At 74.4% G+C, this 13313-nt stretch carries 8 protein-coding genes; 6 read left to right on the forward strand and 2 right to left on the reverse strand.

Annotated features, from left to right (window positions below):
- The first annotated feature begins 51 nt into the window (after nt 1-51).
- Both ACYVGT_RS20150 and ACYVGT_RS20155 read left to right on the forward strand, forming a co-directional pair.
- The gene (locus ACYVGT_RS20150) at nt 52-1242 is read left to right on the forward strand and encodes a hypothetical protein (protein WP_460860762.1); all 1191 of its coding nucleotides are present in this window, start codon (nt 52-54) and stop codon (nt 1240-1242) included.
- Nucleotides 1243-1474: 232 nt separating this feature from the next.
- A complete protein-coding gene (locus tag ACYVGT_RS20155) occupies nt 1475-2509 on the forward strand; it encodes a hypothetical protein (protein ID WP_460860764.1) in 1035 nt (344 codons plus the stop codon).
- Between the two features lie 1910 nt (nt 2510-4419).
- Here the strand turns inward: ACYVGT_RS20155 and ACYVGT_RS20160 are convergent.
- Both ACYVGT_RS20160 and ACYVGT_RS20165 read right to left on the reverse strand, forming a co-directional pair.
- Nucleotides 4420-6237, reverse strand: a complete 1818-nt coding sequence (locus ACYVGT_RS20160; protein ID WP_460860766.1) for a bis-aminopropyl spermidine synthase family protein — start codon at nt 6235-6237, stop codon at nt 4420-4422.
- Between the two features lie 184 nt (nt 6238-6421).
- Nucleotides 6422-7225 carry a DeoR/GlpR family DNA-binding transcription regulator gene (locus tag ACYVGT_RS20165; RefSeq protein WP_460860768.1) on the reverse strand — a complete coding sequence of 268 codons (804 nt, stop codon included), beginning with the start codon at nt 7223-7225 and terminating at the stop codon, nt 6422-6424.
- A 671-nt stretch (nt 7226-7896) separates the two neighbouring features.
- Between ACYVGT_RS20165 and ACYVGT_RS20170 the strand changes: the two genes are divergently transcribed.
- From ACYVGT_RS20170 to ACYVGT_RS20185, 4 genes are all read left to right on the forward strand, one after another.
- A complete protein-coding gene (locus ACYVGT_RS20170) occupies nt 7897-8934 on the forward strand; it encodes an ABC transporter substrate-binding protein (protein WP_460860771.1) in 1038 nt (345 codons plus the stop codon).
- Nucleotides 8935-9095: 161 nt separating this feature from the next.
- The gene (locus ACYVGT_RS20175; protein WP_460860773.1) at nt 9096-10313 is read left to right on the forward strand and encodes an ABC transporter ATP-binding protein; all 1218 of its coding nucleotides are present in this window, start codon (nt 9096-9098) and stop codon (nt 10311-10313) included.
- A complete protein-coding gene (locus ACYVGT_RS20180) occupies nt 10310-12091 on the forward strand; it encodes an ABC transporter permease (protein ID WP_460860776.1) in 1782 nt (593 codons plus the stop codon). Before ACYVGT_RS20175 ends, ACYVGT_RS20180 begins: the two co-directional genes overlap by 4 nt.
- A gap of 92 nt (nt 12092-12183) precedes the next feature.
- Complete coding sequence (locus ACYVGT_RS20185) at nt 12184-12978, forward strand: HAD-IIA family hydrolase (protein WP_460860777.1); 795 nt, start codon at nt 12184-12186, stop codon at nt 12976-12978.
- Nucleotides 12979-13313 lie beyond the last annotated feature (335 nt).

Here is a 13313-nt window from a genome sequence, read left to right on the forward strand (position 1 = left end):
CAAGGCGCGGCGGAGACCCGGCGGCGCCGCCGAGGATGAGTGAGCACCCAGGTGAGCAGATCCGAGTCCGCGGGCCGCGCCGGCCGGCGCCGCGCACGCCGTTCGGCGCGCCGCCGCCGCGACGAGCCCGTCCGCGACGGCACCTACACCGGCGACGGCTACACCGAAGAGGACTACGACCGCGCCGGCGAGGGCTATGACGGCGGCTACGGCGACGGCGGCGGCTACGACAGCGGCCGCGACGACCGGGGCGGCTCCGCGGACGACTACGGCGACGACCACTCCGGCGGCGAGGAGCTGGACAGCGAGTCCGCCGCCGGCACGCCCGGGCGCCGCGCGGAGAAGCGCCGCCGCAAGGACGGGTCGCGCCGCAGCGCGCGCCGCGCCGACCCGGTATCCCGGTTCTCCGCCTCGGCCCTGCGCCGGGTCAGCGTGCTGGGCGACCGGCCCAGCCAGATGGTCAACAGCCTCGCCGAGCAGAGCAAGCGCAAGCGCGGGACCGTGATCCTCGGCGTCCTGCTGGCCCTGTGCGGCGTCGCGCTCCTCGCGCTGCTCGGCCTGCTCGCCAGCCTGCTGCTGGCCGGCGGACCCATCTCCGGCGGCGACAAGCCCGAACTGGACCTGCCCGAGGAGGGCCACTCCACCCTGCTGCCCACCGTGTACCAGGGCGCCACCACCGAGCTCGACGTGTTCGACCCGATCGCCGAGCGCGGCGCCGACGCCGCCCCGCTGGACGACAGCAAGGTCTTCGGCGGCGACGCCGAGGAGCTGGAGCAGGGCGACCTGACCATGGCCCTGAAGGGCTCCGAGACCACCGACACCTGCACCCAGTGGGTCTGGGGCGAGGACCTCGGCCAGTCCCTCGTCGACGGCGAGTGCACCTCGGCCGTCCGCGGCGTGTACACCGACAGCAGCGACGACTACGTCGGCCAGGTCGCGCTCTTCGACATGGCCACCGCCGATGCGGCCTCGGCCACCGCGGAGATCCTCGACCCGCGCAACCCCGACGTCCAGCCCGGCTTCCTGGTGCCCATGGACACCTCCATCGAGGGCCTGCAGACCGGCTACAGCCAGGCGTCCACCCAGGCGATGGGCCACTACCTCGCCGTGTACTGGGTGGCGCCCACCGACGGCTCCGCGCCGGAAGCCGACGACACCGGCCTGGCCGAAGCCGGCGTGCTCGCCATGGACGCCTCCATCTGGGTCTACGAGCAGGCTGTCGCGGCCAAGGGGGACGACTGAACGGGGCCGCTTCCCGGGCACCGCGCCCGGGCGGCGGCCCCGCTGCCGGTCCGCTTCCCGCAACTGCGGCCCGATAGCCCCAATGCCCTAAGATGCACCCACCGGGGGAGGGGCGCCCGGTGCCGCAGCGCCGCACGGGGTCCCGCGCGCCGCGCCGGCCGCACCCGCCGCCCGATCCCGAAGCCGCCGACTGGGCCGACCGCGCCCGTCCCGTCCACCCCGAGAGGTACCGGTGTCTTCTTCAGATCCCTCTGACGCGCCCGCTCCGCAGGGCGGACGGCGGAGGCGGGCCGGCTCCGCCGGCGACGCCAGCGAGGGCGGCAGCGGCCGCCGCGCGTCCGGCACCCGCCGGCGCGGTTCCGGCGGCCGCCGGAAGACCGTGCCGATCCTGCTGGGGGTGCTCGGGGCCGCGGTCGTCGCGCTCGCCGTGGTGCTGGTGGTCCAGTTCGCCTCGGGCCCGAGCGCGCCGGAGAACGCGCGGCCGTCCAGCTACACGGTCGTCCACGAGTCCGACCGGATGGGCGCGGTACTCGCCTCGCAGGAGACCGACTCGCGCCCGCTCGCCGAGGGGGAGATGTTCGAGCGCGGAAACGAGGCGATCGACTCCCAGGACATCGAGTTCGAACTGGCCGACCACGAGCTCACCGAGGACTGCTCCGCCGCGGTCTGGGGCGAGGCGGTGGCCGGCGCCCTGGAGGACGGCGGCTGCACGCAGGCCGCCCGGGCTGCCTACAGCTCCGGCGACTACGTCGGTGCCGCCGTCCTGTTCAACCTGCGCGACGCCAAGGCAGCCAAGGCCGTGGCCGACGCCATGGAGCAGCCGAAGGACGTCGAGGCCGAAGGCCCCGGCTTCATCACCAATCCGGGCTCCGAGGACCCGCTGACCCGCCTGGGCGCCGGCTACAGCCGCGCCGAGGCGTCGGTGAACGGCCACTACCTGCTGGTGGCGTGGGCGCAGAGTGCCGGTTCCGACGACCTCGCCGAGCACGAGGACCTCACCTCGCCGCTCATCGCCCTGACCTCGTTCAAGGACCCGCTCTACCGCCGCGTCGTCGAGCTCGAGGCCGCGGCCGATGTGCAGGGCGGCGGAGCGGGATCCGGCCAGGGCGGCGGCTCCGGCCAGGGCGGCGGCGCTGGCGCCGGCCAGGAGGGCGGCGCCGGAGCGGGTGCCGGCCAGGAGGGCGGTGCTGGGGCCGGCACCGGCCAGGAGGGCGGTGCGGGTGCCGACCAGGGCACCGGCGGAGGCGCGGGGACCCCGGCCGGCTGACACCCCCGCTGGTCAGGCCATGACAGCGCCCCTGCCGTGTGCGGCAGGGGCACTGTCATGGAAGACACCAGCAGCAAGGGCGGCTGCGCCGGTAGCGCTTCCCTCTGTCCCGCTTAGGGGCCGTGTGCGCATAGCGCCTGCGTGGGTCGCGGGACTGGTGTGCAGGGATGACAAGCAAGGACGGCTGCGCCGGCCGTCTCCCGCTCTGTCCCGCCGCTTCAGGAATCGCGTGCGACCAGGGTTTCTGCTGGTTGAAGGCGCGGAGAAGGCCGCGGGCTCGCGCGCAGGGGCGCCCGAGTGCTGGATGGCCAGTGCGTCGCAGCGGCAATAGCGACAGCGAGGCGGCCCGGGCCCCGGGCTGGTCGGCCGGGCGGCCGGCCGCGGGGCTGGAGCGGCCGCGACCGCAGGCTCCCGCTTCTCGGCGGCCGGCATTCCGGTGTTCAGTGCGTCGGACCAGCGAAAATGCGGCAGCGACGGGGAGGGCGGCCGGGCCCTCGGGGCGGCGGCCGGGGCGCGGGCTTGCGGCAGGGCTGCCGCGGGCTGGCCGCGTGGGGGGGTGACGAGAGAGACGGGAGAGGGATACAGGCTCCCGCGTGAGGACTGCCGGGTACCCGTTGGTCAGTGCGTCGGAGCAGCGCAAAAGCGGCAGCGACGGCGAGGCGGGGCAGAGGCTCCGGCGGGTCGGCCGGGTGGCGGGCTGGTCGCGGGGCTGGTGTGGATAGAGAGACGGGGGAGGCTACGGGCTCCCGCGCGCGGGCGGCCGGGTGGCGATTGGTCAGTGCGTCGCAAAAGCAGAAAAGCGGCAGCGACGGCCGGGGGAGCAGGGGCTGGGCGGGTCAGCCGGGGGCGGGCTGGTCACGCGGCGGGAGCAGCGGACACATGCCGGGAAATCGGGCACGGCAACGGGGCCCTGCGCACCCCGTCCAAGCAGAAGGGGCCCCGCCCCTACGGACCCTGCGCGGAGAGGCCGATATCGCGCCGCACTGGCCTGCACAAACACGGGGTCACGCAGCGTGGCGGTGCCCGATTCCCGCGCATCCACCTTTTTCTGGGGCCGATCAGCGAAAAGGCGCGATCCGTGGCGCCAGAATGCCCACATTTAGGCGATTTGAGGCGGGAGAGGTTTCACTACCCGGCGAAAAGGAACGCGGCACGCTCCTGCGCGTGGGCCCCCAAACCGGACACCCAGCCCCAGGTGGCGATCGGTGTCCGATTTCGACCCATATGTCGCCACGCAGAGTGAAACCAGGCCCGGAAGCGGGCCGCAGAGGGATCGCGCCTCTCGATTCCACACGCATTTGCCGCTGAAAAGGTGGCAGTCGCGGCGCCGATGGGGTGTTACCAGGGGTTCGCGAACCACCGCCTACACCCGGCCCACCAACCGCCGACCCTGCAGCCCCGCTATTCACACCAGTCACACCTGCTCCCTCGCGCCCGCCCCGCGACCAGCCCGCCACCCGGCCGACCAGCCCGAGCCCCCTGCCCAGGCTCGCCGTCGGTGCCGCTTTTACGCCGGTCCGACGCACTGAACACCGAAAAGCCGGCCGCAGACATGCGGGAGCCTGCGGGCCCCAGCCGTCCCATCCCCGCGAACAGCAGAAACCCTGGTCGTACGCGATTCCTGAAGCGGCGGGACAGAGCGGAAGACGGCCGGCGAACCCGTCCTTGTCTTGAAGCCTTACGCCCCGCCCCGCCCCGACCACCCGCCACCCGGCCGACCCGCTCGCGCCCGCCCCGCGAACAGCGGAAGCTCTGGCCATGTGCCGATCCAGACGCGATGGGAGAGCGCGGAAAGCCTGCCGGCGGGACCGCCCTCGTCCTTGCGCTGTGCGCCCTGCCCTCCGACGCCGCCGTTACCCGCACACCGCCCGGCAGCCCTGCCAGGTCCGTGTTCAGGGCAGGCCGCGCCGCTACTCCGGCAGCCCCGCGGCCGAGGTGATGGCGGTGCAGGCGGAGAACAGGTCGGCGAAGCGGTGGGCGGGCAGGTCGAGCACGGTGTGGCCGGCCGTCCACGGAGCATGCTCGCTGACGAGGGTGCGGGCGGTGCGCTTGTTCACCGCGGTCTCCGACGCACGAGCCTGCTCGATGAGCGCTTCGCGGAGGATGCGGGGGAGCGGGCCGTGGGCGCTGCCGATGCAGTGTGCCGCGAGCTGCGCGCCGTGAGCGAGCCCGGACGCCCGGGTCGCGGACGCCTCGACCGCCGTCCAGCCCGGGGCCGGGGAGCCGGCCAGGAAGCGCACCGTCCGGCCGGGGCCGAGCAGGTCGCGCAGCCCGGCCTGGCCGCGCGCGGTGCGGACCTCCGGAGCGGTCGAGCGGACCAGGGCCCGCACCGCACCGCTGCCCGCCGCCAGCAGCACCCGGGACAGCAGCCCCTCCCAGCCCGACGTCAGGTCGACCACTGCCGCGCGCTCCACCGGCACCGGAGCCGTCAGCCACGCGCGCAGCCCGACCGGTCGCACCCCCTCAGGGAGCTGTTCGGCGTCCCACGGGCCGACCGCGACGTCGGCGCCGTCCAGAAGCGCGTGCACGTCCGCGGCGCGCCCGGCGCGGTCCGCTCCTGCTGCGGCCGCGCCGCCTCCGACCGGGCCGGCGGCCTCCAGCCGGGCCCCCGCGCGGCGGACGGCGCTCTCCTTGGCGTTCCCGCCCTGGCTGTAGATCCGGGCCCGCTCCGGCGGGTCGGCCGGTGCGTTCTTCGCCGTACCGCGCAGCACATACAGGTCGGAGGAGGCGCCGATCGCCTCGGCGCCCGTGTAGCGGTTGAACTCCGGCAGCAGCGCCTCCACCAGGACATCCAGCCGGGCCAGCCGCGCCTGGGTGCTCTTCACCAGCTGCGGAGTGGTCTCGCTGGCGCCGTAGGCGACCGCCACCCGGCCCCGGCGGGGGTCGGCCAGGCCCTGCAGGGCGCGGCGCACGAACAGGTCCACCCCGTCCGGCGTGTAGGGCGGGTCGGTGAACGCCAGGTCGGCGCCGCCGGCCGCGGCGGGGATCCCGAGCCGCAGATCGGCGAAGAAGCAGCGCACCGGCAGGCCGAGCCGGGCGGCCGCACCGTCGATGTAGTCGAGCATCCGCTCGTCGACGTCGACCACGGCCGCCTCGGCGTCCGGCGCCACCAGCAGCGCAGCGAGCGAGGTCAGGTCGTGGTCGCCCACGCAGAGCAGGCGCCGCCCGCCCAGCGCCAAGTGGTCGGCGAGGTAGGCCGCCCTGCGCAGTGCCGTGCCGGGCGTCGCCGCCACGTGGTCGAGGTCGGCGCGCGCCGCCGGCGCTTCAGCGACGAGCCGCGCCAGCTCCGCGGCCGCTTCCGGAAAGCGCTGCTCGGCGTCGGTGAGCGGGCCGGCCGCCGGATCCGGCGCGGCGAGTGCCGCAGCCCAGGAGTACTCGGCGCCGCGGCGCAGCCGGTACTGCGGCTCTGCGCGGCCCGCCCCGCGGGCCGGCCCCTGCTGCGGCGGCTGCTCCGCTTCGAGGTCGGCCGCGAGCGCCCCGAGCACCGCGTCCACGTTCCGGTAGGCGACCGCCGTGTGCCGGACGAGCCCGCGGGCCGTCCACCACCGGCCGTCGGACAGTGCCGCAGGCACGCGCAGGAGCCGGCCCGCGTCGGCTCCCGCCTGGTGGAGGAGTGCGGTCAGCCGGTCTGCGGGCGACTCTGCTCCCGCCGCCGTCGGAGCCGGCGGTGCGGCTGAGGAGGGGGGTCCGGCGTGCTCAGCGGCTGCAGAAGGGGCGCGATCGTTCACCCGTCGATCCTCCCACCTGCGCCGACCGGGTGCCGCCCGGGCCGTGCGGGCCGCGGCGCGCGGACACCCCGGCGTCTCCTCGAGCGCGTGCGTCCGCCGCCCGGTCACCACCGCAGCCCCGCCCGCGGCACTCGATGCCCGGTGAGCTGCAGAGAGGGGGATCATCCATCCGGCCGGAGCCGGGTCAGTCGCCGCCGGGTGCGCCTTCGCCGGCGACGCAGAGCCGCACGCCCGCGGCGTGCAGCTCACGGGCGAGAGCGGGGGCGGGTTCGGAGTCGGTGACCAGGACGCCCGCCGCTGACAGCGGAGCCGTGGCGAAGTCGGCGGCCACCCCGAACTTCGTGTGGTCGGCCACCACCGCCACCGTTCCGCGGGTGCGCTCGATCATCAGCCGCGCCACCTCCCCCTCCGCCGGCGACGGCGTGCTCAGCCCGCTGCGCGGCCCGATGCCGTCCACTCCGATGAACGCGCGGTCGGCGTGGAACTGGCGGAGCACCTGGCCGGCCAGCGGCCCGACCAGCGAGTTCGAACGGGCGCGGTAGACGCCGCCGACAACGATGAGCTCGCTGCCGCCGCCGTGGTGGAGCGGAGCAGCGGCGTTGGTGGTGATGATCCGCAGCCCGGACCGGTCCGCCAGGTGGTGCAGCAGCCGCGCCGTCGTCGAACCGCTGTTCACGAAGACCGTTTCGCCGCTGCGGGCCAGCTCCGCCGCGCACCGGCCGATCCGGTCCTTGGCGGCGCTCTGGCGCTCGTCCTTCTCGCCGAAGCCGCGCTCGGCGTGCAGCCGGGTGGCGAGCAGCCCGCCGCCGTGGGTGCGCTCCAGAGTGCCCTCGGCCTCCAGCCGGTCGAGGTCCCTGCGGATCGTCACGTCGGAGACCGACAGCTCGCCGGCGAGTTCGGCGACGCGCACCGACCCCGCGGCGTGCAGCGCCGCGAGGATGCGGCGGCGGCGCTCGGCCGGGATGACGTGGCGGGTACGGGGCGGCATGGGGCGGGTCCTCTCTGGTCAAGCGGGGGACCGGAGCGCCGTCGCAGCGCACCGCGGCCGCGCCGGGGCGCCGCCCCATCCGCCCACGCCCGCTCCGACGTGCAGAACTGTACGGCAGTGAACGCTTTCTGGGAATTCCTCCGGAAACACACCGGCTTCCTCGCGGTGAACGGCCGGGGAATACTCCCGGTAATGCCGCAGCGCCGGTGGGCAGGGCCTCGGCGGCCACCTGCTGAGCGGCCCCGGAAGGCCTCTTGACTCGGTTGTTCATGCGTGCGTAACCTCGCGTTCAGCACCGGTACCGAACAGAAACGCACAACTACCGGCACAAAGCGCCACGGAGCCGTTCCCCGAACCGTCCGCGTTTCTGGGACCGGCACAGCGTCGGCCCATGGCCGCCGTTGGCGAGCCGCACTCCGCGCCCGCCGTAGGTGCCGCGGAATCCCCCCGTCCATCCCCCATATCCCCCCGCCAGCCACACGACTTCCTCCGCGGTTCCGGAGCGTCCGCGGCGCTGCCCCCTGCCTGAATCCTTCCGGCCCTGCCGGTCCGGGGCGCCGCCGCGGCCGGTCTCCGACGCGCACCGGCTGCATCCCCCACCACGCGCCACTGCTGACCGCAGACCGCCGCATCGGTCCGCCCCCGGCCGGCGCAGAAGGAGTAATCGCGACATGCGCAGAACCATCCCCCTTCTGGCGGCGAGCGCCGCCGCCACCCTCCTCGCCTCCGGCTGCGGCGGATTCGGCGGCGGAGGATCCGGCGGTGACGGCAGCCTCGGCACCATCACCTTCTATTCGCCCGAGACCCCGGATATGACCGAGGAAATGGCGGCCGCGTTCGAGAAGACGCACGACGCAGATGTGCAGGTCGAATACGGCGGCACCAACGTCATCGTCAACAAGCTCATGGCGGAGCAGAACAACCCGCGCGGCGATGTCTGGTACGGCGGCGGCGGATTCCTGCCGTTCGAAAACGCCCTCGACGACGGCCTCATCCAGGCATACACCCCCGAGACCACCGCCGATATGCCGGAAACACAGGGCGACGTGCGGCTGCGCGACGACGAATGGGGCTGGGTCGGCGCGGAGCTGTTCGTGCTCGGAGTGGCCTACGACCCCGAAAAGGTCAGCGAGGACGAACTCCCGGACAGCTGGGCCGACCTCGCCGACGAACGGTGGGCCGACGAACTGCAGTTCCCCAACCCGTCCGCCTCGGGCACTGCGACGCTCCTGGTGCTCAGCCAGCTCATGACCCAGGGCGAGGACGAGGGCTGGGAGTACTTCGACGCGCTCGTGGACAACGCCAGCGCCATCCCCGACTCCGGCGCCGCGCCCACCCAGGCCGTCGGCCAGGGGGAGGCGAGCATCGCCGTCGGCTACGACTTCATGGCCTTCCAGGCCGCCGAGCGCGGCGAGAGCGTGGCCTTCCACATCCCGGAGGAGACCCCGGTCCTGGTCAACCCGGTCACCATGGTCGCCGACGCGCCCAATGAGGAGGGTGCCCAGGCGTTCATCGACTGGATGATGTCCACCGAAGGACAGCAGGTCCGCGCAGACTGGGGGATGATCCCGCTCGACCCCGAGGTGGAGGCGAAGACCGACCTCACGCTCGACCAGGTCGAAGAGCACGCCCAGGAGCTGGACGTCGACTGGGTCGTGGACAACTACGACCTCGTCCGCGACGAGTGGCGCACCCGCTTCGAGGTGTGAGCCGGCGCCCCGCCGTCCGGCCGGCGGGGCCCCGAACCCCTGCCCTGACCGCCGCCCGCTGCGCCCGCGGCGGGCGGCCCGGGCGCCGCAGCCCGCCGCACCGTGACCTCCCACCGTGCCGCCGCGCTGCGCTGCGCCCGCAGCTCCAGAGAAGGTGAACGATGGGATCAGTGGACCTGCGCGGTCTCACGAAGGTCTTCAGCGGCGGGGTCGCCGCGGTCGACGGCGTCGACCTGGAGATCGCCGAGGGCGAGTTCTTCGCGCTCCTTGGCCCCTCCGGCTGCGGCAAGACCACCACGATGCGCTGCATCGCCGGCTTCGAGGCGCCCACCTCCGGCGAGGTCCGCATCGCCGGGACCGACGTCGGCAGCGTTCCGCCGCACCGCCGCAACACCGGGATGGTGTTCCAGAGCTACGCGCTCTTCCCGCACTACGACGTGTTCCGCAACGTCGCCTACGGCCTGGTCATGCGCGACCTCTACACCGGCACCGGCGGCACCCGGGCCCGGGCGGCCGCCGCCCTGTTCAGCGGGCGCGCCGCCCGCCGCTCGGCCGACATCCGCGCCAAGGTCGACGAGGCGCTGGACCAGGTGGGCCTCACCGGCTACCAGGACCGCGCCATCACCGCGCTCTCCGGCGGCCAGCAGCAGCGCGTCGCGCTGGCCCGCGCCCTGGTGCGGCGCCCCGCGGTGCTGCTGATGGACGAGCCGCTGTCCAACCTGGACAAGAACCTGCGCATCCAGATGCGGGCCACCATCCGCACCATCCAGCGCGACGTCGGCATCACCACGGTGCTGGTCACCCACGACCAGGAGGAGGCCATGGGCATGGCCGACCGCGTGGCGCTGATGCGCGACGGCCGCCTGGTCCAGGTCGACACGCCCACCGGCCTCTACGAACGGCCCGCCGACGCCTGGGCCGCCCGCTTCGTCGGCTCCTCCAACATCCTGGAGGGCACCGTCGAGGATGCCGCCGGCGGCGCCGCGGTCCGCGTCGGCGGAACCCGGCTCCGCACCGCAGCGCTGGACCGGCCCGCCGGCGCCAGCGTGCGGCTGCTCATCCGGCCCGAGGCGATCGAGGTGGTGCCGCCCGGCCGCACCCCCGCCGCCGGCGCGAACCTGCTGCCGGGCACCGTCGCCCGCCGCTCCTACCTCGGCCCGGCCGTCGTCTACGACGTCGACGCGGCCGGCGCGCAGATCGCCGTCGAGGACACCTTCCGCGGAGCCGGTGCGCTGCTGGCCGAGGGCGACGAGGTCCGACTGGCCGTGGCGCCGGAGCGGATCGTCGCCATCGCGGGAGACGCACCCCCGGACACGGCCGGCAGTACAGCCGGCCCGGGCCCGGACCGGAGCCGAGCAGACCGCGGGGAGGACCAGTGAGCACCCCCGGCGCCACCGGCAGCAGCGGGGACGCCGCCGCGCCGCCCCCCGTCGTCAAGCGCACCACCCCCGCCGACCGCGTCCGCAGCCGCGGCATCGACCTGCTCGGCCTCTGCAAGTTCCTGGCGCTGTCCTTCTTCGCGCTCTTCCTCGTCGTGCCGCTGCTGTCGATGGTGGTCGTCGCCTTCACCGGCGAGCAGGCCAACCTCTTCGGCGCGCTGACCGACGCCGGTGTCCGCGCCGACCTCTTCGCCGCCTTCGGCAGCGCCTCCGTGCAGACCTTCACCGAGGTCGCCACCACCCCGGTCTACCTGTCCGCCGTGCGCAACAGCCTCGTCCTCGCGCTCGGCGTCACGCTGCTGGCCACACTGATCTGCCTGCCCATCGCCTACGGGTTCGCCCGGACCGCGATGCCGTTCAAGCGGACCCTCGGCATCCTGTGCACCATCCCGATGGTCGTGCCGACCTTCGTCGCCGCGGCCGGCTTCATCGTCATGTTCGGCCGCGCCGGCTGGGTCAACGCGCTCTACCAGCGCTTCGGCGGGTCCGGCGTGCTGTTCGACGTCTACTCGATGACCGGCATCGTCGGTGTGCTGCTGTTCTTCATGTTCCCGTTCGTCCTGTGGCCGCTGGTCGCGGCGTTCCGGATCAGCAGCGCGCAGGTCGAGGAGGCGTCCGCGAGCCTGGGCGCCCGCTCCCTCGTCACCTTCGCCACCGTGACGATGCCGCTCGCGCTGCCGTCCCTGCTCTCCACCGCGCTGCTCGCCTTCGCGCTGGTGTTCAGCGACTTCGGCGCCGCGATCATCCTCGCCCCCGACCGGCTCAACCTCGTCGTCGTGCAGGCGTACCGGGAGATCTCCGGCTTCTACAACTGGGCCGCGGGCTCGGTGCTGGTGATGGTCATGGTCGCGGTCGTCGCGCTCTTCTTCGCCCTGCAGCGCCTGGTCCTGCGCGGCCGCGACTACGGCACCCTGACCGCCCGCGGCGGCAGCGCGCCGCTGATCCGGCACCGCGGACTCTGCCGCGGCCTGTCGGCGTTCACGCTCCTGGTCACGCTGGTGCCGACGCTGGCACTGGCCTCGGTGGCGGTGCAGTCCTTCGCCACGACCTGGGGTGCGACCCTGCTCCCCGACGGCTACACCACTGCCCACTACGAGATGGTGTTCTCCCGCTCCGCCTACGCCATCCTGAACAGCCTCGCGCTGGCCGGCAGCACCCTCCTGGTCGTGGTGTTCGTCGCCGTCACCGTCGCCTACTACACGGTGCGGCAGCGCTCCGCCGGGCTGGACTTCCTCGCCACCATGCCGCTCATCGTGCCCGGCATCGCCCTGGGCATCGCGCTGATCCAGACCTTCAACACCGCGCCGCTCGCGCTGTACGGCACCGGGATCCTGCTGGTCGCCGGCTACGCCGTGCGGCGCCTGCCCTACATGCTGCGCCCCGCCGTGGGCGCCATGCAGGCGATCGGATCGGAGGTGGAGGAGGCGGCCCGCAGCCTCGGCGCGACCCGGTTCACCGCCGTCACCACCACCGTCCTGCCGCTGCTGCGGCCGGCGCTGTCGGCCGGCGGGATCCTGGTGTTCGTCACCGTGCTGAAGGAGACCAGCCTCACCGTCATGGTCGCGCCGCCCGGCTGGGCCCCGATGAGCCTCGACATCTTCACCAACCTGCTGCGCGGCGAGCTCTACACCGCCTCGGCGATGTCGGTCGTCCTGCTCGTGATCGTCATCACGCTGCAGCAGATCGCCTACCGCTTCAGCAAGGACTCGCTGTACTGACCGGTACGGCGCCGCCCGCTCCGCCCGCCGCCCGCCCGGTTGACCCCCGCACCGCTACCGACCGGCCGCGCCGCGGCGGAGAGGGCTGCACCATGCTCGGAATCATCGTCGATCTGGACGGCACCGTGTACCGCGGCGACCAGCCCCTCGCCGGAGCGGCGGACGCGCTGCGCCGGCTCCGCGCCGCGGGCCACCGGGCCGTCTTCGCCACCAACAAGTCCATCGCCCGGCGCGCCGACTACGTGCGCCGGCTCGCCGCGATGGGCATCCCCGCCGACCCCGCCGACCTCGTCGTCGCCAACGACGTGCTCGCCGCCCACCTGGCCGCGCGCTTCCCGGCCGGCACCCGGGTCCTCGCGGTGGGGGAGGAGCCGCTCGCCGAGGCGCTGGCCGCCGCCGGGCTGGCCCCGGCGGACGCCTCCGACGGCTCTGCGCCCCCGCCCGAGGCGGTCGCCCTGGGCTGGGACCGCGGCCTGACCTACGCCAAGCTCGCCGCCGCGCACCGGGCGGCCCGCGCCGGCGCCTACATCGCGGCGACCAACCCCGACGCGACCTGCCCGGTCGACGGAGGCGACGTGCCCGACTGCGGCGCCGTCATCGCCGCCGTCGAGACCGCGGCACGGCGCAGCATCGACGCGGTCACCGGCAAGCCCTCGGCCGAGATGGCGCGCGCCGCGGCCGGCCGGATCGGCCCCGGGGCGAGCGCCGTCTGGGTGGTCGGCGACCGCGTCGACACCGACCTGCGGATGGCCCGCGCCGCCGGAATGCGCGCCGCACTCGTCCTCACCGGCGTGACCTCGGCCACCCGCGCCCGGCGCCTCGACCCCCGCCCCGACCTGGTCTGCGCCGACCTGGCCGCGTTCGCCGACCGCGTCCTGGGACGCTGAGACGCGGCCGCGGCGCGGGCTCCCGGCGGCGGCCCGACGCCGGCGAAACCGCTTGCTACGCTCCCGTTTGGCGGTTTCGTCTGGTTTGCGGATGTTTGCCGCTGGGGCCGCCGGGAAACACCTCCCTCAGCCCGGTGCCGACCCGGCGGCCGGAGCCGCTTATCCTTGCTCGCAGCTCCGACGGAGGGGCGATCGAGCCGCCCAGTGGCCCCAGCCCCGATGTGCGGGGCACACCCGCCACCGGGTAACTTGCCACTCGGCAGGACCGGAACCGCCCGGTCCGCCACAGCGGACCGCTCCGCGGTCCCGGCCGGCGCACGAGGATGTGACGCACG

The organism is Nocardiopsis coralliicola (assembly GCF_054779695.1).